20 protein-coding genes are annotated in these 18,419 nt (G+C 46.2%); 7 read left to right on the top strand and 13 right to left on the bottom strand.

The annotated features are described in order from the left end of the window. Positions 1-147: 147 nt before the first annotated feature. Positions 148-1,401 carry an amidohydrolase family protein gene (locus R3D86_13940; GenBank protein MEZ5759317.1) on the bottom strand — a complete coding sequence of 418 codons (1,254 nt, stop codon included), beginning with the start codon at positions 1,399-1,401 and terminating at the stop codon, positions 148-150. Further along, positions 1,398-2,786: an amidohydrolase gene (locus R3D86_13945; protein MEZ5759318.1), complete on the bottom strand. Its 1,389-nt coding sequence runs from the start codon at positions 2,784-2,786 to the stop codon at positions 1,398-1,400. The genes R3D86_13940 and R3D86_13945 overlap by 4 nt, the downstream gene beginning before the upstream one ends. Positions 2,787-2,899: 113 nt before the next feature. Between R3D86_13945 and R3D86_13950 the strand changes: the two genes are divergently transcribed. From R3D86_13950 to R3D86_13960, 3 genes are read left to right on the top strand one after another with little or no spacing between them, the layout of a single operon-like run. Further along, entirely contained in the window at positions 2,900-3,445 is a 546-nt protein-coding gene (locus R3D86_13950) for a RidA family protein (GenBank protein ID MEZ5759319.1), read from the top strand. Further along, positions 3,445-4,002, top strand: coding sequence for a RidA family protein (locus R3D86_13955; protein MEZ5759320.1), 558 nt, complete (start codon positions 3,445-3,447; stop codon positions 4,000-4,002). The genes R3D86_13950 and R3D86_13955 overlap by 1 nt, the downstream gene beginning before the upstream one ends. Then, positions 4,003-4,335 (top strand): TraR/DksA C4-type zinc finger protein, encoded by a 333-nt coding sequence (locus R3D86_13960; protein ID MEZ5759321.1) that lies wholly within the window; start codon positions 4,003-4,005, stop codon positions 4,333-4,335. 72 nt (positions 4,336-4,407) lie between these two features. Here the strand turns inward: R3D86_13960 and R3D86_13965 are convergent, their stop codons facing one another. Continuing rightward, positions 4,408-5,790, bottom strand: a complete 1,383-nt coding sequence (locus R3D86_13965) for an aminotransferase class I/II-fold pyridoxal phosphate-dependent enzyme (GenBank protein ID MEZ5759322.1) — start codon at positions 5,788-5,790, stop codon at positions 4,408-4,410. 173 nt (positions 5,791-5,963) lie between these two features. On the opposite strand from R3D86_13965, the gene R3D86_13970 reads away from it, so the two are divergent. After that, on the top strand, positions 5,964-7,058 hold the full coding sequence (locus R3D86_13970) for an NAD(P)/FAD-dependent oxidoreductase (GenBank protein MEZ5759323.1): 1,095 nt from the start codon (positions 5,964-5,966) through the stop codon (positions 7,056-7,058). Then, on the top strand, positions 7,048-8,178 hold the full coding sequence (locus tag R3D86_13975; GenBank protein ID MEZ5759324.1) for an alanine racemase: 1,131 nt from the start codon (positions 7,048-7,050) through the stop codon (positions 8,176-8,178). The genes R3D86_13970 and R3D86_13975 overlap by 11 nt, the downstream gene beginning before the upstream one ends. A 121-nt stretch (positions 8,179-8,299) precedes the next feature. On the opposite strand, the gene R3D86_13980 is transcribed toward R3D86_13975, so the two are convergent. The 6 genes from R3D86_13980 to R3D86_14005 all read right to left on the bottom strand — a co-directional run bounded on the left by R3D86_13980 (position 8,300) and on the right by R3D86_14005 (position 14,020). Beyond that, the gene (locus R3D86_13980; protein MEZ5759325.1) at positions 8,300-9,508 is read right to left on the bottom strand and encodes a methyl-accepting chemotaxis protein; all 1,209 of its coding nucleotides are present in this window, start codon (positions 9,506-9,508) and stop codon (positions 8,300-8,302) included. Between the two features lie 47 nt (positions 9,509-9,555). Then, positions 9,556-10,086 (bottom strand): PAS domain-containing protein, encoded by a 531-nt coding sequence (locus R3D86_13985; GenBank protein MEZ5759326.1) that lies wholly within the window; start codon positions 10,084-10,086, stop codon positions 9,556-9,558. 358 nt (positions 10,087-10,444) lie between these two features. Further along, complete coding sequence (locus R3D86_13990) at positions 10,445-10,975, bottom strand: PAS domain-containing protein (GenBank protein ID MEZ5759327.1); 531 nt, start codon at positions 10,973-10,975, stop codon at positions 10,445-10,447. Positions 10,976-11,179: 204 nt separating this feature from the next. After that, positions 11,180-12,310, bottom strand: a complete 1,131-nt coding sequence (argC, locus tag R3D86_13995) for an N-acetyl-gamma-glutamyl-phosphate reductase (protein ID MEZ5759328.1) — start codon at positions 12,308-12,310, stop codon at positions 11,180-11,182. A gap of 132 nt (positions 12,311-12,442) precedes the next feature. Next, positions 12,443-12,784, bottom strand: coding sequence for a hypothetical protein (locus R3D86_14000; GenBank protein ID MEZ5759329.1), 342 nt, complete (start codon positions 12,782-12,784; stop codon positions 12,443-12,445). 225 nt (positions 12,785-13,009) lie between these two features. Then, positions 13,010-14,020 (bottom strand): VOC family protein, encoded by a 1,011-nt coding sequence (locus tag R3D86_14005; GenBank protein MEZ5759330.1) that lies wholly within the window; start codon positions 14,018-14,020, stop codon positions 13,010-13,012. A gap of 175 nt (positions 14,021-14,195) precedes the next feature. On the opposite strand from R3D86_14005, the gene R3D86_14010 reads away from it, so the two are divergent. Both R3D86_14010 and R3D86_14015 read left to right on the top strand, forming a co-directional pair. After that, positions 14,196-15,215 (top strand): arginase family protein, encoded by a 1,020-nt coding sequence (locus tag R3D86_14010; protein MEZ5759331.1) that lies wholly within the window; start codon positions 14,196-14,198, stop codon positions 15,213-15,215. A gap of 2 nt (positions 15,216-15,217) precedes the next feature. Continuing rightward, positions 15,218-15,565 carry a 5-carboxymethyl-2-hydroxymuconate Delta-isomerase gene (locus R3D86_14015; protein MEZ5759332.1) on the top strand — a complete coding sequence of 116 codons (348 nt, stop codon included), beginning with the start codon at positions 15,218-15,220 and terminating at the stop codon, positions 15,563-15,565. A 4-nt stretch (positions 15,566-15,569) separates the two neighbouring features. Here the strand turns inward: R3D86_14015 and arsB are convergent, their stop codons facing one another. The 4 genes from arsB to R3D86_14035 form a co-directional block, all read right to left on the bottom strand. Further along, the gene (gene arsB, locus R3D86_14020; GenBank protein ID MEZ5759333.1) at positions 15,570-16,610 is read right to left on the bottom strand and encodes an ACR3 family arsenite efflux transporter; all 1,041 of its coding nucleotides are present in this window, start codon (positions 16,608-16,610) and stop codon (positions 15,570-15,572) included. Between the two features lie 12 nt (positions 16,611-16,622). Further along, positions 16,623-16,958: a metalloregulator ArsR/SmtB family transcription factor gene (locus R3D86_14025; GenBank protein MEZ5759334.1), complete on the bottom strand. Its 336-nt coding sequence runs from the start codon at positions 16,956-16,958 to the stop codon at positions 16,623-16,625. Between the two features lie 67 nt (positions 16,959-17,025). After that, positions 17,026-17,718, bottom strand: coding sequence for an aspartate/glutamate racemase family protein (locus R3D86_14030; protein ID MEZ5759335.1), 693 nt, complete (start codon positions 17,716-17,718; stop codon positions 17,026-17,028). A 9-nt stretch (positions 17,719-17,727) separates the two neighbouring features. Next, positions 17,728-18,417 carry an aspartate/glutamate racemase family protein gene (locus tag R3D86_14035; protein MEZ5759336.1) on the bottom strand — a complete coding sequence of 230 codons (690 nt, stop codon included), beginning with the start codon at positions 18,415-18,417 and terminating at the stop codon, positions 17,728-17,730. Positions 18,418-18,419 lie beyond the last annotated feature (2 nt).

Consider the following 18,419-nt stretch of genomic DNA (forward strand, 5'->3'; position numbering starts at 1 on the left):
TTTTTTAACAGATTTGTCGATATTATGGCAGAACGCTTAACCTCGGGCGGCCATTTTCCCCTATCGAGTTCTCTTGTTTGGCCGCCCAATTTTTTTCTCCCTATTATAATTAAGCGCTAAGGGCGACAGTGATGCCGCCCTTAATTTTTAATTCTGATAATATCTTTTGCCAAATGGCTCGCCGCGATCCAGATTAAGATACCGGTCCCGCAGCATCGTACGGCGGGAGACAAGATCATATTCAACCCCGCGGATAATGACATGATCAGTGTTTGATGTAACTTCAAGCGGGTCACCGTCCCAGACAACCACATCGGCATCCTTGCCGACCTCGATTGATCCGACGATCCTATCAACACTGAATATCTGCGCCGGGTTAATGGTTATGGAACGGATCGCCCCGTCATGGCTCATCCCGTGGGCAACCGCCATACCGGCAAACTGCAAAATGTGATGCCCGTAATAAAGGCTGCCATTTCCCGAAATAAGCGAAAATTTAACACCCGCCTTTTCAAGCCGCGCCGCATTTGAAAATGTGGTGCCAGCCATGGTGACGTTGCCGAATAAATTATCCTCCGGCACGATGATCACCGGAATATCGGCGGCCACCAGTTCATCGGCAACTTTCCAGGCTTCCTGTGCGCCCTGAATGACAATATCCACGCCGTAATCTTTCTTAAGCTCGATGGCACCGCGGATTTCCGCTTCACTGCCCATTTCCATGACCAGCTTTTTTGTACCCTTAAGCACCGGGACAAGCGCCTCCATATCGGCAATGGAAAGCAGATAACCCTGTGACTGTCCGCGCATCACCCGTGATTTATTACGCTCATAATCAAGCACCTGATCGAAAATAGCCCTGATCCGGTTCCAGGCAACGGCCCGGTTCTGCGCATTTTCAAACTTTGCATGCATCGGCCCTTCAGCAAAGCGCATATCCGGCTTGTTATCCATGGTAATGATCGCCGAAGTGCCGCTGAAAATATCACCTGATGATGTCGGCGATGATACGGCCCGGGTCACACCCTGACGCCGTCCTTCCTCAATCACGACGGACCCGCTGTTAAGCGCATATTTAACATCGAATGACGCGGTCATGCCTGAATCATTGGCACTTGTATCCGATGAAAAAATCCGCGTTGCCCCTTCGGACAGGCCATAAATACTGCTGCTACTCATAATGCCCGGGGTTACTTCCTTACCACTGGCATCTATGATCCGCGCATTTGCTGGTACCTGAACATTGGCACCGACCGCGGTGATTTTACCATTTTCTATCAGCACCGTCCCCTTTTCAATGGGGGCACCAACCGCTGTGTGGATTTTGCCGCCGACAATGGCGATTGTTTCTGCCATGACTGGTGTTGCGAGTAAGGCTATAAGAATTGCAAGATATCTCATTGGTGATCTCCCGCAGTTACATAGCCAAGGGCATGATCGGTGATCCACTGATTTTCACTATTATTACGGTCATAATGAAGCGCGCCGTCGATAAACACATTTTCCGCCAGTGCATAAACACTGAGCGGGTCACCGTTCCAAATTACCACATCCGCATTTTTGCCGACCTCTAGCGATCCAATCTGATCGGCAAGGCCAATTGATTTGGCAGGGTTCAGGGTCAGCCAGCGGAACACTTCTCCCCGGGTAAAATGAAGCCCGACCCGCTCCCCGTCTGCCCAGGCTTTCGCCGCTTCCTGGTTTAGGCGCTGACCGCCCGTATCACTGTCCGAATGAACAATGGCGCAACCACCTGCTGCCGCCATCATCGGGATATTTTCATCAATCCCGTCAAAGCTTTCCAGCTTGAAACCCCACCAGTCAGCCCACATTCCGGCACAGATATCATTTTCCGCCAGAATATCGGCAATTTTATAGGCTTCAACCGCATGGTGAAAAGCGGCGACTTTATAATGGAATTCTTTGGCCATATTAATCACATCGACCATTTCATCAGCACGGTAGCAATGCATCTGGATACTAATCTCACCGTTTAAAACGCCCATCAGCGTTTCCAGTTTCAAATCGCGTTTCGGTGCTTTGACATCCTTGCCCGCTTTATAATCTTCGTAATATTTATCCCAGGCATTTTTATAGTCTGTTGCCTCAATCCATGATGTGCGGTATCCGGCAAACTGCCCCATGGCCGTGGCAAATCTCCCCTGCGAACGATGAACCCCGCGCGGGTTTTCGCCGCAGGCCATTTTAAGGCCGTATGGCGCACCGGGGAACTTCATTCCTTCCGTTGATCGGCTGGGCACCATTTTAAGGGTTACGCCTCGACCACCAAATCGGTTTGCTGACCCGGGCAAATTCTGTTGTGTTGTAACCCCCGCCGCCAGCGCCGCCGGGAAATTCGGGGTTTGCGGCCATATGGAATGCTCGCCCCAGACATCGGCCGTGTTTGGCGCCTTTACCTCATTACCGCCATCGGTCCAGATGCCCATATGCGAATGCATGTCGATAATCCCGGGGGTGACCCATTTTCCGGTACCATCAATAATTTTGGCCCCGGCCGGAATATCAATCGTCTCGCCAACGGCAATAATTTTACCACCATTCATCACCACAGTGCCGCTTTCGATCTCCCCACCGTCCCCGGTCAGGATATGGGCATTTGTAATCGCCGTCATTTCCGACGGCCACGGCACATAGGTACTTGGAAACGGATCTTTATCAATCACCACCATTGGCGCGCGGTTATCTGCTTCCTGCGCAAAGGCGGCCGAAGTGATCATAACGGCTGAAACACAGGTCAGCAGCTTCAGGAATTTTGAAAATTTCATTAGCTTCTCCCACAACTATTCAGATTTTTTTTATTTTTCCCTTTAATTCACGGTATAAGAATGATTAACTACATTCAATAAAAATCATATTCATAAAAAAAGAGGATATTATCATGAAAAGAAGAAGTTTCTTTGCCGCAGCCGGCCTCAGTGCCCTCGCGGCGACAATGCTATCAGGTAAAGCATCAGCCCAGTCAGGCGGGAAAATTGATGCCAAACTGGCCGAACTCGGGATTGAAGTTGCCCCGGCGGCGGCCCCGGTTGCCGCCTATGTCGGCTGGCGCAAAGTTGGCAATCTTGTCTATATCGCCGGACAGGTCCCTCATAATGAAAACGGCAACATTATCGGTAAACTCGGCGCCAATATGACCACGGAACAGGGGTACGAAGCGGCCCGTGCCTGTGGTATTTCCATTTTAGGCCAGCTGAAATCTGCCCTGAACGGTGACCTTGACCGCGTAAAACAATGCATTCAAATTCAGGGGCTGGTTAACTCCACTGATGATTTTACCGAACAGCATCTGGTGATTAACGGCACATCCGAACTGTTCCGTGATATCTGGGGCGAAGCCGGTCTTGCCGCACGTGCCGCTGTCGGCACCAACAGTCTGCCGCTTGGCATTGCCTGTGAAGTCCTCGCCGTCTTCGAGGTGGCGTAATGTTCCGCCGGGCTTTCCTCACATCAATCGTTGCGAGTATCCTTGCCGCCTGCGGTAAATCGGAACAGGCGTCAGAGGAAAAAATGCCATCTAAACCTGCCGCCGGGAGTGGTGGCAGAGTTGATGCAAAGCTAGCAGACCTTGGTATTGAACTGCCGGAGGCAAGAACCCCGATTGCTGCCTATACCCCGATCCGTAAAGTCGGCAATATGGTTTATATCGCAGGACAGGGTCCAAGTGATCAGGGCGTCGTCGGTAAGGATTATACCACTGAACAGGCATATCAAATGGCCCGCGAGGCTGGCATTCTGGTACTAAGCCAGTTAAAAGCCGCCTGCGACGGTGATCTGGACCGGGTTGTGCAATGCGTGCAGCTACAGGGACTTGTCCGCTGTACCAGCGATTATACTGAACAGCATCTGGTCATCAATGGCACATCTGAACTGTTCCGTGATGTCTTTGGCGATAGCGGTCTTGCCGCGCGTGCCGCTGTCGGTACCAACTCCTTACCGGTCGGGTTTGTCTGCGAAGTGATCGCAACATTCGAGATCGCCTAGGTGTCTCAATCATTCAATCATTTTAAAAAGCGTCTGCTTGAAAAAAAGCAGGCGCTTTTGTCTATTATCGAAGGGGCAAAGGATAATTCAAAAGCCGTAACCCTTGATCAGTCAACTGTCGGTCGCCTTTCCCGCATGGACGCCATGCAGGGACAGGCCATGGCCGAAGAGGTCAAAAGAAGGCGGTTGAATGACCTTAAAAAAATTGATGCTGCGCTGAGACGGATTGAAGAAGATGACTTTGGTTATTGCCTGAACTGCGGCGACGATATCGATGAAAAACGCCTTGCGTTTGATCCATCAATCACCCTTTGCACTAACTGCGCGCGGTAGCAAGGTCCCGCAATAAAAAAGGCCGCCCCCGAAACGGGAACGGCCCTCTTTTTTATTTGCTATTACTAAGCCTTATGCAAAAGCTTTTTTACAGGCTTTATCCAGGTTCTCAAGCGCTGTTTTCAGGCTTGAACGTGGAACTGCAATATTCATACGCATGAAGCCTTCAGCACCGATACCATATGAGTTACCGGAGTTAAGCTGGACACCACATGTGTCAACAATCCACTCACCGAGCGCCATTTCAGGCTTAAGACCTGAATGTCTTCTGCCCTGATCACGCATTTTGTCATGATAGGCTCTCATATATTCAGGTGTAACGACCTTTTTCATCAGCTCATTACAATCAAGCCATGCAAGATATGTACCTTCAGGCTTGGAATAACTGATGCCTGGCATATTGCCATCTTTGTTAATGAAATCAACAACATAGTCAAAGTTTGCATCAACATAGGCAGAAACATCAGTCGCCCACTGGCCACCTTCACGGAAAGCCGTTTCACAGGCAATAAGACCGAACACGTTCCAGCCTTCATCATGACCGCCACCGATCATGGTTGCGTTCATAAGGTCCTGGTTTTTCGTGAAGAAGTAAGCCACTTTAAGAGCAGCCTGACCGAATGTTTTTGATGGTGAACGGTAAGTGATGCTGTGCTGCGCATATTTTTCACCGATCGATGCATATGGCGTAAATTTATGGCCTTTGTTGACGTAATCGCAGTGGATTTCGTCAGCAAGGATTGTTACACCACGGCTGATACAAAGATCGCCAAGAGCACGAAGCTCATCCGCTGTCCAGCACTCACCTGATGGGTTGTTCGGGTTACAGAGAATGAGACATTTTGTTTCATAATCAAGACGCTTATCAAGATCTTCAAGATCCATATGCCAGCGACCATTGATTTTTTTCATTGGGTTCATTTCAACGCGCATGCCGGCTTTATGGATGGCGCCTTCAAATCCGCTATATGTTGGTGTCTGAAGAATGACTTTACCTTTAACAGGGTTTAGACCACGCATGGATGAAATCATGCCCGGCTTCAGAGCGCAGGATAATTTGATCCAGCTTTTTTCCACATCCAGACCATAACGCTGTTTGTTCCAGTCAATGATTGACTGATAAAGGCTGTCCGGAACGGTTTCATAGCCGAACTGCTCATATTTTGCACGCTCCTGAAGCGCTTTTACAACAAATGGTGGTTGTTTGAAATCAAGGTCGGCAATACCCATCGGTACAGTGATCTTGTCTTTGCCGTAACGTTTGATCGCAGCATCCCATTTTACGCTGTTATGGCCGATACGGCTATATATATCATCAAAGTTATAACCTTTTCCGCCCCCTCTTGATTGTCCCATGGCAAGCGCCCCGCTGGCACCCGCTGCTGACATAAGCGCCGTCACACCAGCCGCGCCCTTCATAAAATTACGACGACTTGGTCCGTTTAATTTTTTCATATTGATTTCCTTTTATGTTTTTCCCGGGGCCTTTGTGTAGCCCGATTGCCCTTTGAAATACTCATTTAACGGGATAGTATTATATTTTTTATAGAATTCCCGCTTTGCTCTCCTCTCAAAGATGATAGTTTATAACATGACATTTTTATGATGAAAAGAAAAAATAATTTTTCATGACCGACCATATAGAAATAATCATAATCGGGGCTGGTGTAATCGGCCTTGCGATTGCCAGGTCACTGGCAGAAAAAGGTCATGAAGTCCTTGTAATTGAAAAGGAAACTGGCTTTGGCATGGGCATCAGTTCGCGAAACAGCGAAGTTATCCATGCCGGCCTTTACTTCGCGCCGGAGATGTTGAAAACGACACTTTGTATCAAAGGCAGGGAAAGACTCTATGATTATGCTAAATCACGTCACATTCCCCATAACAGATGCGGCAAGCTGATTGTTGCCACCAGCCAAGATGAAATTCCAAAACTCCGGCAGATTTATCAAAATGCCAAAAACTGCGGTATCAATGATCTTGACTATCTGACAAAAGAGCAGTGTAAAAATATTGAGCCAGACATTATCGCTGAAGCTGGACTTTTCTCTCCGTCCAGCGGCATTATTGACAGTCATAGCTATATGGTCTCCCTGCTCGGGGATTTGGAAGCGGCAGGCGGTAAGATCGCCTATAATGTGACTATTCGGTCTATTGAAAAATCTGACGGGGTCTTTCTGGTATCAACCAATGACGATTATCAGATTTCCTCCAAAATGCTGATTAATGCAGCCGGGCTTGGGGCCATGAATATCGCTCACCTGATAAAAGACCTTGACCCGGGCAGCATTCCTGACCTTGTCATGGCCAAGGGGCATTATTTCTCCTATTCCGGGAAAACCCGCTTCCGGCATCTTGTTTACCCGATCCCTTTTGTCGGCGGGCTCGGGGTTCATCTTACCCTTGATATGGCGGGCGGTGTTAAGTTCGGCCCTGATGTTCATTTTACGGACCATGAAGACTATAGCGTTGATCCCTCACTTAAAAATGCGTTTGTAAATTCTGTCGAACGCTATTTTCCAGGCATTGATCCTGAAAAATTACACCCGGGATACGCCGGAATAAGGCCTAAACTTTCAAAAGAAGGACTTGATTTTAACATTCAATTTGAAAAAGAACATGGTATTAAGGGACTGGTGAATCTGTTCGGGATGGAATCTCCCAGTTTAACAGCCTCCCTCGCCATTGCTGACTATGTTACGGATAAATTATATGAAAGTTGACCATTTATATACCCCCTGCCTGTTGCTGGACCGGAAAAAATTAAGCCGGAATATTTCCCGTATGCGGGATCATCTTCAAGCCCTCGGCGTTCAATTGCGCCCGCATGTAAAAACCGCCAAATCTGTTCCTGTCGCGTTAATGTGTGCGGGTGGTGAAGTGGGTCCCATCACCGTATCAACATTAAGGGAAGCCGAGTATTTTGCCGATGCAGGCTTTAAGGACATCATTTATGCCGTCAGCATGGTTCCGTCAAAATTGCCCCGTGCCCTCGCCCTTATGAAAAAAGGTATTGATTTGAAACTCATTATCGATGATGCCGATATTGCAAAAGAAATCAGTGCGTTCGGCGAAAAAGAAAACTACACATTCAAAGTTCTGATCGAAATTGACAGTGATATGCACAGGGCCGGACTGGCACCGGATTCTAAAGAAGTGATCAATGTTGCCCGCGCCCTGCATGATGGAAAAGGAACGGAAATGACCGGCGTTTTAACCCATGCCGGTGAATCCTATTATGGCAATGGTGAGGACGCTTTCATTAAAATGGCCGAACAGGAGCGTCACGCCATTACCACTGCTGCTAAAAATATCAGAAAAGCCGGTATTCCCTGCCCCATCGTCAGCTGTGGGTCAACACCCACAGCCACTTTTGCAAAAGACCTAACCGGGGTTACCGAGGTCCGAGCCGGTGTCTTTGTATTTCAGGATGCCTATCAGGCAGGGATCGGCGTTTGCAAAAATTCCGATATAGCGTTAAGCGTTCTGACAACCGTTATCAGCCATAAAAGAAACCAGAACCGCTTAATAACCGATGCGGGCGGCATGGCCCTGTCCAAGGATTACAGCACCAGGGGAACAGCTTTTGACTGTGGCTATGGCATTGTTGCCGATATCAAAGGTAATATAATTGATACCCTGACCGTCATTGGTGCCAATCAGGAACATGGGCTTATTACAACGAAAACTGGCGATCTGGATTTTGAAAAATACCCGATCGGCACCAAACTACGGATCTTGCCAAATCATGCCTGTATGACAGCCGCCGCGTATGACACCTATAACGTCATGGAAAATGATGATGAAATTTCTGATCAATGGCACCGCTGCAATGGCTGGTGAAATAGTAAAATTTATGTATCGAACAAAAAATTAAGGCTTCTTTATTTAGGTAAAGAAGCCTTAATTCTGAATAGGTTATGAATTTTTCTTAAAGCATCAGTTAAGAAGATACAATAAAAAATCAGCCCGCTTTTCGATCAAGCAGCACTTCAAAAAAGCTTGCAGCTCTCTGCTCAAGATCAAGAACCAGTTTTTCAATTGTGCCGGAAGCCTCATTAACTTCGGATGCGCTGTTTAAGGCACGCCCAGCCGCTTCACTGACTTTATTGATATGTTTGGAAACTTCCTGTGTTCCAACCGATGCTTCCTGAATATTCTTACTGATCTCGACAGTTGTTTGAAGCTGTTCTGCGGTTGACTGTGAAATGGAAACCGCAATATCATTCAGTTCGTTAATGATTGAGGCAACACCATCAACCACACTGACCGCAGAGCTGACATTGGTTTGAATGCTGTCAATCTGTGCACTGATATTTTCTGTTGCATCAGCAGTTTGTCCGGCAAGTGATTTAACTTCTGATGCCACAACGGCAAAACCCTTTCCGGCTTCCCCTGCGCGGGCCGCTTCAATGGTCGCGTTAAGGGCCAGAAGATTGGTTTGTGCCGCTATATCATTGATCATCTTGATCACTTCGCCAATCGTTGCAGAAGAATTCTGTAACGCGTCAATGGACTTTTTGGCAGAAACCGCCTGCTCAGACGCTTCATGCGACTGATTGGTTGAAATTTCTACCTGACGGGAAATTTCCTGAACCGAAACACCATATTCCTCTGTTGCTGCCGCAACGGTTTGAACATTGACACTTGCCTGTTCTGATGCCGCCGCCACGTTAGAGGAAAGTGCCTGGGTTTCTGTGGCAAGTTCAGTCAGGCCATGTCCCAGAACTTTTAATTCCGAAGTTGATGAATTCAGGGAATTAATGATTTCCATAATATTTTCATTAAACCCTTCTGCCAAAGTTTCCCTGTCTTTTACGGATTTTAGTTCAGTGGCTTCTATGCTTTCGCAGGCGGCGTTAATTACTATTGCACCGCTTTCAAAGCTGCCGGGCATTCCGCGGCTTAGGAATTTTCTATAATACTGGCCTTTTTCGGCGGCTTTTAACGAGGCACCGGCCTCCCTGACATAGGCATCCGTAATATCAAGCAAATAATTGATATCGCAAAACACATCTGAAAATTCTTCAAACTGGTTCCAGTGAACTATTCTTGCTTCCAGGTTTCCTTTACGGAATTCAGGCGTAACCTGTTTTAAAACTTCAAAAGCATCTTCATATAACTTTAGTTTTGCTTTAAGAGCTTCGACATCTTCGGCAGGGTTCGAATTCATTACGTCACTCTCCTGCGATTTATTTTTTTTACCAAATCCAAACATAACTATTTTCCTACTGACCAGATAAATTCATCATATGATGTGTTGTTGCTTTTAAAAAAATCTTCAAGATAGCTGACAGCTGCCTCAAGTCCTTCTTTGCGGTTTTGTGGGCCATTCTCAATTTCAAGAAGTTTCCTGTACATATCGCTAATGGCAGATATTTTATCCGGGTCCGCTTTTCTACGGCTCGAATGATATCCTGTAATTTCGCCGTTTTTATCAAGTGTCGGGGTCACATGGGCAAATACCCAGTAAAATTTCCCGGTCTTGGACATATTCTTCACATAGGCGAAAATTTCTTTTTTCGATTTAATCTGATGCCACAGATAATGAAAAATTGATCGTGGCATGTCCGGATGCCTTATAATGCTGTGCGGCTGATTTATAATTTCTTCCACATTCATTTCTGAAACACGGCAAAATGTGTCATTGACATATTTTATCTCACCCTTCAGATCAGTTTTTGAAACGATAATTTCTCCGTCACTTAAGGCAATTTCTTCATTTTGCGGTGTAACCATTGATTTTGACATTTCCACTCCACTTCATAATCAAAATTTTACTAATTTCAGTAGCCCCAAAAATGCTGTTTGTAGCGTCGTCGTCTTGAATAAATTAACACTAATCCGAACTGGCGTTATAAAGACTCATAATTGGCTGAGGATGATATTATGGTGCAATAGTTAAGCAATGGTTACAAAAACTTAGATGTATTTTAAATACACTTTTTCAGTATTTTCAATGGTCAGAGGGCTATTTTTAGAACCATTCCAATAAATCATTTAATATATTTTTCCAATTATCAGAATTTAGTAAAATTTTAGATATTAACAAATTTTGTGAAAATTTAATTTTGAAAAAATTTTTTCATTTTTTTCATGAAAAGCAAAATCAGTTACCAAGACTCCAGACAAATTCATCATAACTCATATTTTTTTCAGCTAACAAACTGTTGATAAAAGCGACTCCGGCCTCCATCCCTTCCTTACGGTTGGAATAGGCTTTTTCCACGTCGCGGACCTTCTTATACAACTCGGAAATAATTCCTATATTCTTTTTGGGGGCTGTTCTGCGGCTTGAATGGTACCCTACAATTTCGCCTTTTTCGTCAAGAGTCGGGGTAACATGGGCAAATACCCAGTAATAATGTCCCGTTTTAGCCATATTTTTTACATAGGCAAAGATCTCTTTCTTTTCCTGAATTGTCTGCCAAAGCAAATAAAATATAGACCTCGGCATATCGGGGTGACGAATTATACTGTGGGGTGCCCCGATCGCTTCGTCTGGTGTCATTTCCGCGACCCGGCAGAATACATCATTGGCATAAATAATATGGCCCTTAATATCCGTTTTGGACACAATTACTTCATTGTCATCAAATGAATTTTCAATGTCTATCGGCATAATATGATTATTGTTCATTTTCCCCGCCTTCTATTATTTTAGTAATGAACAGATCATCCCCTATTTTGGTTAATTTTTCATGAATTGCTAATATGGGAAAAGACATCAGCCGTTGCAGGATTGGCAAAACATATTTTCACTTATCATAATAAACAAAACGACCGGTCTAATGACCGGCCGGAATGGTTAAAATGATTTACCAACCAAAATGAAAAATCAGGCTTAGGGAAAGAGTGCCATTTGCTCCAGCGATAAGGCCTCATCAAAGCCAAACATGATATTCATATTCTGAATGGCCTGACCGGATGATCCCTTAACCAGATTATCAATCACCGCAACAATGATGGCCCTGCCCGGGATCCTGTCATCAAAGACCGCGATATGGGCATTGTTGGAGCCGCGCACATGCCGGGTGGCCGGGACCACGCCCTCCTCCAGGATGGTGACAAACCGTTCATCCGCATAGCGTTTTTTAAGAATATCACGAAGGTCGGCGGCGGTTTTACCCTTCTCAAGACTGACATAAATGGTTTCAAGCTCACCCCGGTTCATGGGAATAAGGTGCGGGGTAAAATTAACCAGGAGATCAGCACCGCAGGCAAGCGAAAGCTCCTGCTCTATTTCCGGTGCATGGCGATGGGCGGCAATCCCGTATGGATGCATCGCTTCGGAAACTTCAGTGAATAAATTTGCTTCCTTAAGTGATCTGCCTGCCCCGGTCACCCCTGATTTTGCATCAATGATAATCCCGTCCTTGCTGATCGCTTTTTCGGACAGAAGCGGCAGCAGCGCAAGAAGGGCAGCCGTTGGATAACAGCCCGGACAGGCAACAAGCCGGGCTTTTTTGATTTCTTCCCGGTAAAATTCGCTCAGTCCGTATACGGCTTCCTTCTGAAGCGACAGGGCCTCATGCTCACCTCCATACCACTGGGCATAGACTTCCGGATCACGCAATCTGAAATCTGCGCTTAAATCAATAACCTTAACGCTGCCTTTGATGGCGTTGGCATAATCGTCCGGCTGTTCAATCACCATTTCATCAATAAAATCATGACCGGTTGCATGTAATATGCCGCGAATGATGCGTTGTGATGTAGCGTGCGGCAGCGCACAGAAAACGACATCAAGCTCTAGCCCGGCCCATTCAACATCAGAAAGCGCCATCAGGTCGGGAAGCCCCTCTCCGCCGAGATGGGGAAAGACCTGTTCAATCGGCTCTCCGGCTTTACGGTCAGCCGTCATCAGCACAATATCAACATAAGGATGACGCTGCAAAAGGCGGATAAGCTCCGCACCGGTATAGCCGCTGGCGCCGAGAATGGCGGTTCTGAGTTTTTTATGAGATGTTGTCATATCCTGCCCTTCGCTAAATTTGTGTCTGATATAGCCCTTTTCGGGCATGCGTTCAAATCATTTTGCTTATTGCAAAATATTATGACGCCAATTTGACATATTTTTCAAAGGGTAGAATATTTTTTAAAGATATTAGTGGCTCTTGCGCTCTACAGAAAATTTATCCATAAAACTGATCAAAAGTTCCCTTGATAGTAGACTATTTTCACCATCGCAGGTATTGCTTAGCTCCTCAACGCGAATTTGACCGTCGCTAATTTCCGTATGCTGGTTCTGGTCTCTGATTGTCGCCAGCCATTTGCGGCGCTGCGCATTAAAATTATCCGCATCCCCTTTCATCGGGGTAATTTCTTCTATCAGGGCCAGGGTTAATGAATTTTCCTGAGCCTGTGACGTTGCGCAAAATATGGCAGCAGAACTTATTGCCGTGATCAGGCAGATAGATTTTATGAATGTACGGTTTTTAAAAATCATTTCATTTTCTCATAGTCTGGAAAAAATTTAATAATTCTTACAACGCGAAAATACTTTTCTGTAAGCGTTCAATGCGGGCACTGATTTCAGATTAGTTAACAAATCTTAACAAATGTTAAACAAACCTTAAAATTACGCCCTACCGTTTATTTTTTTATTTCAGACATAAAAAACACCGCCGGGTTTTCCGGCAGAGTTTTAAAAGCTGATATAAAATTTAAATTCCTATTCCTGGCCAACCGCCGCACGGATCGCTTTGTTGGCTTCCTCATCAAGAAACTGATCAATTTCAATATAATAATTATCAGGATCATAACCGATCACAATATCAATCAGCACATTGCCGTCATCGTCAGCTTCATGAAAAAGATCTTTTGTGCGAAGCTTGAAGGTCGGTTCATTTTTAAGATGATCATACCAAGCTTTCGCGCTTGAGGTCAGGAACCCGACATTGACCGCTTTTTCGTGGGTCGCATTATGAATGCCGCGCCCGTCCAGCACCAGACCGATATATCCGGTTCTGGAAGACGTATAAATATCTGAAAAAGGCTGCTCTACAATTTTTTCAAGTCCCATGACATCATGATAAAAATCAGCGGCTTCTTTCGCATCCTTATGGTAAAGCCAGTAAATGCTTCCTTTAAAGCCCAGATCCATCGGCCGCGAGCTTTGCGCATAAGGATCAGCATAAATATTTTCTGACGTCTCAAGCAGCGGCATAAATTTTACATTTTCCTCGTGCGGGGCAAAATGTTCAAATTCAAGAATATATCCGCCGGGGTCCGTCACCAGAAAGCCATTATGGGGACTATCCCCAAGGGGCTTTGGCGGGCTTTTGATATTTAATTTCCTGGACTGTGCATATTGATACCAGCCGTCAATCTGGTCCGTCAGCAGCGCAATGGCAATGGTTTTTGGCTCATCCGCCGAATGCATTCCCCGGCCTGATCCGTCATCATTAACCAGTGTTATAAAGGTGGTCGGGCTGGTCTGGTAAATGATGGCAAATCCGGGAAATTCAAAGACATTTTTTAGCCCCAGAATTTTACCGTAAAATTTCACGGCATCATCATAATTCTTATAATATAGAAAGGCATTATTGCCGATAATGTCTCTGGTCGCCTCTCTTACGTCGTCCATCGTTACGGACATGTCACCGGATGTATCACTATCCGAACATCCCGTTATAATGACACAGGACAGAATGATCAGCATTCGCCTGAATAATGTTCCCATGCTTTTCTCCCATTTTTATATACCCCCTAATTTTAATCATTGCCGCCAGTAATAGCAATTATTTCGTTATTATCACCAGAATGACCGAAATGATCAAGTCCTGCTGATTGACTTATCCTTTGTTAATATAGTAGCTTTTCAAAATCGCAAAATTAAATCCGAAAAGGAACTTTTCATGAAATCAGGGTCCCTGAAATACGCTATTTTCATTGCCCTTTTTCACGCTGTCTCGTTTGCGCAGCTGGTTAAAAAGGATAACACAACAAGCCATAATTATTTTAACGACGACGGCACCATGCGCATCGCCATTGCCAAACAGGTGCAAATGCCCTCTTCCGGCGGCAAGCTTGCGGCGGACGGTCCACATATTATGGCCAATGGCGGCATACAGGATATGCTGCGTGATTTGGGCGCGACGGTGCGCGTCTCCAACGCTGAACTCTCGGAGCGCGAAAAAACAGAATATGGCAGCTGGCGCAAAATGGGCTATGCCAATGGCCGCCTAGCCGACAATGTCATGCAAAATGAAGCGGACGGCTATTTTACCATTGGTTTTCTTGCCACCTGTCCGTCATCACTTGGTATGCTGGCCGGGCTTCAGCAGTCCTTAACCTCCACTGATACGTCATCGGTCAGTATTCTCTGGCTTGATGCCCATGCCGATTATAACACACCGGAAACCACCCGGTCCGGGTCCATGGGCGGTATGCCGTTGGCAATTGCCAATGGCTTAGCCCTTCAACAGGTGCGTCGCGATTCAAAACTGGAGCCGCCACTACCATCAAGTCATATTGTCACTGCCGGACTTCGGGATGTTGACCCGATGGAGCAACATATGCTTGATGTTGCACGCATTCAGAATATCACGGTCGATGATATCCGCAATCTGAGCAAAAATGTCTATGACCAGATGGAAGCGCTTAGCAAGGTTTCCGACAAAATCTATGTCCATATTGATCTTGATATCCTTGATGCGTCTGAAGTGCCGTTTCATAATTATCCGACCGAAAACGGTCCAACCAGTTATGAGCTGGCCAAATTATTCAAGGAAATATTCAAAAAATATCCCAAAACCGCCGCCATTGGGTTTGCCTCCATTCCTGCGGAAGATCCGGAACAGGTGACACTGAAAGCGGTAAACCGCATGGTTGTCGGCGCGATTGAAGGCATCAAAGAACGCGAAGGGGAAATGTAACCATGCCCCATTGTGTCATTGAATATACCCGCGATATTGAAAAAAAAGTTGATATGTCTGCTCTGCTAGATGTCGCCTTTGAGGCGGTTTTGTCTTCCGGTCATTTTGACCGTGCCTCGATCAAGGCGCGCGCCATAGCGTTTGATATTTATAAATCCGGTCAAAGCCGAGATGATTATATTCATGTTAAGCTGCGGATATTGTCCGGGCGGACGGCGGAAGAAAAAAATTTCTTAAGCGATCATTTAGTCGCCGCCCTTGGCCCCCATATTGGCAACACCAAAAGTCTGACGGTGGAAATTATTGACATGGATCGGGGCAGTTACGGCAAGCTGATTGCCGCCGATTAAAAAATCAGGCGAATTTATTCCTTGTCCGGTTGGCGATAGAGACCAGTGACAACATCACCGGCACTTCAACCAGAACGCCAACCACAGTGGCAAGGGCAGCGCCCGAGTCCAGCCCGAACAGGCTGATCGCCACGGCAACCGCCAATTCAAAAAAATTGGACGTGCCGATCATTGCCGCCGGGGCCGCCACATTATGGGGAATTTTCCAGAAATAGGCCCAGCCATAGGCAATGGCAAATATCCCGTAAGTCTGTAAGATGAGCGGTATAGCAATCAGCAGTATAATCAGCGGCTTTGCCAGGATCGTCTCAGCCTGTAAACCAAATAGAATTACTACTGTTGCCAGCAACCCGATCATTGACCAGGGTTCAAGCGACTTGGTAAACCTGTTTAATGCCCTTAAATCATTTTTTCTGACCAACATGCGGCGGGTAAGCGCTCCCGCTGCCAGCGGAATAACCACATAAAGCATAACAGACAGAAATAATGTCTGCCACGGCACGATAATATCGGTCATATCCAGCAGAAAGGCCGCAATCGGCGCAAATGCAACAATCATGATCAGGTCATTGATTGACACCTGCACCAGGGTATAACCGGCATCACCGCGGGTCAACTGGCTCCAGACAAACACCATCGCTGTGCATGGCGCCACGCCAAGCAGGATCATTCCGGCGATATACTCTTTCGCGTCATTCGCATCCACCAGCCCGGTATAAATATATTTAAAAAACAAAACCCCGATCGCTGCCATGGAAAAAGGCTTAATCAGCCAGTTGATCACCAGAGTTATGAAAAGCCCGCGTGGTCGGCTGCCAAGATCTTTAAGACTGGTAAAATCAATCTGCGCCATCATCGGGTAGATCATGACCCAGATCAGGACCGCGACCACCAGATTGACATTGGCATAGTCAAGACCCGCAATCAGTGAAAACAGTCCCGGTATAAAATTACCAAGTAAAATACCACCCAATATCGAAAGCCCGACCCAGAGGCTTAAATACCGGCCAAAAGCCCCGAGCGGTGATTTTTCTTGCTCAGTCATTTAAAAGTCCCGTTAGCAGTGTTTTTTATTTTTCAGTCGTGATGGGGTCAGGCAATCCGCATCGGCAGAAATGCAGCAGTTTTCAGCCATGAAATCCATCAGATCCTCTATCTGCTCCAACGCTGCAAAATAAATGATGCTGCGCCCTTCCCGCTTTGAGGTGACAAGTCCGGCATGGCTTAAATGGGAAAGATGAAAAGAAAGCGTATTTTGTGGCACACCGAGCTTATCACTAAGCACCGTTGCCGCACAGCCACTAGCACCATACTCAACCAACAACCGAAAGGTCCGAAGCCTAGTTTCCTGTGAAAGCGATTGAAACGCTGAAAGGGCATTTTTTATATCCATATATCGAGAATTATGGATATATTATCCAAATGTCAAGCCTATTCTGAAAAATGCGTCATTCAAGAATTTATTCTATGGCCTTTTCAACCGCTTTTTTGGAATGGATTGATGTGGTATCAAGCACAGTCACATCCGTATCCACCTGTTTGACCAGCATGCCGATTTCGGTGCAGCCTAGGATAACGGCCTCCGCGCCATCGTCAGACAGTTTCTTGATGATACGGTGATATTCCGCCTTTGATGTATCCTTGATGACGCCCAGAACCAGTTCATGATAAATAACATCATGGATTATTTTACGGTCTTTTTCATCAGGAGTAATAACATTGATGGAATGCTTATCTGTTAGACGTCCCTTGTAAAAATCACGCTCCATGGTAAATGCGGTGCCAATCAGACCGACTGTTTTAAGCCCCATTTCCTTAATCACTTCTGCTGTTGCATCGGCAATATGGAGTATCGGAATACCGATATTCTTTTCAATCTGCGGCGCAACTTCATGCATAGTATTGGTGCAGATCAGCATAAAATCGGCCCCTGCCGCTTCAATTCCCTTTGCCGCCTTGATCAGAATTTCAGCCGTCCCGTCCCAGTCACCGGCATGCTGAAGTTTCTCAATCGGCTCGAAATCAACACTGACCATAGCAATCTGTGCACTATGAAGCCCGCCGAGTGATTTTTTGATGCCTTCATTTATGTCCCGGTAATAAAGCGCGCTGCTTTCCCAGCTCATACCGCCGAGCAGTCCAATGGTTTTCATAATCTTTCCTTATTCTATCGCCATTTTCACGGCGGCTTCCGAATGAATAAGCGCCGTGTCATAAAGCGGTACGACCGCTTCACCGTCCTTGATTAATATGCCGATTTCGGTGCAGCCAAGGATAACAGCCTCTGCACCGCGTTTTGCCATATTCTTTATGATCCGCTGATAATCCGCTTTTGACTTTTCATTTGTTTCCCCCATGCAGATTTCATCAATGATTGCATGAACCCGCTGGCGTTCGGCTTTGGGGGGAACTATAACCTCAAGTCCAAATTTATCCTTTAGCCGTCCTTTATAATAATCCTGTTCCATAGTGAATATGGTGCCCAGAAGCCCGACTTTTTTAATGCCGTCCCGGATCAGCGCGTCAGCCGTGGCATCAGCAATATGCAGCACCGGAATATCAATATTTTCGCGAATGACCATTTCATTACGGTGCATGGTATTGGAACAGATAAGCAAGAAATCTGCCCCCGCATCTTCAACTACCCGGGCCCCTTCAACGAGTACACGTTGAATATCGGCCCAGTTTTCCTTTTTCATCATTTCCTCAAGTCCAGAAAATTCAAGACTGTTTAAAATGATTTTTGCGCTGTGATAACCGCCAAGCGCCTTGCCAACCAATCTGTTGATTTCCCGGTAATAAACAACGGTACTTTCCCAGCTTAATCCCCCCAGCAATCCAATTGTTTTCATAT

This window comes from Emcibacteraceae bacterium (assembly GCA_041396985.1).
GTDB lineage: Bacteria > Pseudomonadota > Alphaproteobacteria > Sphingomonadales > Emcibacteraceae > Pseudemcibacter.

Excerpts from the sequence above, each read along its gene's own strand:
- R3D86_13940 (MEZ5759317.1), bottom strand. The coding sequence starts at position 1,401 with ATGAGATATCTTGCAATTCTTATAGCCTTACTCGCAACACCAGTCATG.
- R3D86_13945 (MEZ5759318.1), bottom strand. The coding sequence starts at position 2,786 with ATGAAATTTTCAAAATTCCTGAAGCTGCTGACCTGTGTTTCAGCCGTT.
- R3D86_14010 (MEZ5759331.1), top strand. The coding sequence starts at position 14,196 with ATGAAATCAGGGTCCCTGAAATACGCTATTTTCATTGCCCTTTTTCAC.
- R3D86_14035 (MEZ5759336.1), bottom strand. The coding sequence starts at position 18,417 with ATGAAAACAATTGGATTGCTGGGGGGATTAAGCTGGGAAAGTACCGTT.
- R3D86_14005 (MEZ5759330.1), bottom strand. The coding sequence starts at position 14,020 with ATGGGAACATTATTCAGGCGAATGCTGATCATTCTGTCCTGTGTCATT.
- R3D86_13950 (MEZ5759319.1), top strand. The coding sequence starts at position 2,900 with ATGAAAAGAAGAAGTTTCTTTGCCGCAGCCGGCCTCAGTGCCCTCGCG.
- R3D86_13990 (MEZ5759327.1), bottom strand. The coding sequence starts at position 10,975 with ATGAACAATAATCATATTATGCCGATAGACATTGAAAATTCATTTGAT.
- arsB (MEZ5759333.1), bottom strand. The coding sequence starts at position 16,610 with ATGACTGAGCAAGAAAAATCACCGCTCGGGGCTTTTGGCCGGTATTTA.
- R3D86_13955 (MEZ5759320.1), top strand. The coding sequence starts at position 3,445 with ATGTTCCGCCGGGCTTTCCTCACATCAATCGTTGCGAGTATCCTTGCC.
- R3D86_14015 (MEZ5759332.1), top strand. The coding sequence starts at position 15,218 with ATGCCCCATTGTGTCATTGAATATACCCGCGATATTGAAAAAAAAGTT.
- R3D86_13965 (MEZ5759322.1), bottom strand. The coding sequence starts at position 5,790 with ATGAAAAAATTAAACGGACCAAGTCGTCGTAATTTTATGAAGGGCGCG.
- R3D86_14025 (MEZ5759334.1), bottom strand. The coding sequence starts at position 16,958 with ATGGATATAAAAAATGCCCTTTCAGCGTTTCAATCGCTTTCACAGGAA.
- R3D86_13970 (MEZ5759323.1), top strand. The coding sequence starts at position 5,964 with ATGACCGACCATATAGAAATAATCATAATCGGGGCTGGTGTAATCGGC.
- R3D86_14030 (MEZ5759335.1), bottom strand. The coding sequence starts at position 17,718 with ATGAAAACCATTGGACTGCTCGGCGGTATGAGCTGGGAAAGCAGCGCG.
- argC (MEZ5759328.1), bottom strand. The coding sequence starts at position 12,310 with ATGACAACATCTCATAAAAAACTCAGAACCGCCATTCTCGGCGCCAGC.
- R3D86_13985 (MEZ5759326.1), bottom strand. The coding sequence starts at position 10,086 with ATGTCAAAATCAATGGTTACACCGCAAAATGAAGAAATTGCCTTAAGT.
- R3D86_14000 (MEZ5759329.1), bottom strand. The coding sequence starts at position 12,784 with ATGATTTTTAAAAACCGTACATTCATAAAATCTATCTGCCTGATCACG.
- R3D86_13975 (MEZ5759324.1), top strand. The coding sequence starts at position 7,048 with ATGAAAGTTGACCATTTATATACCCCCTGCCTGTTGCTGGACCGGAAA.
- R3D86_13980 (MEZ5759325.1), bottom strand. The coding sequence starts at position 9,508 with ATGAATTCGAACCCTGCCGAAGATGTCGAAGCTCTTAAAGCAAAACTA.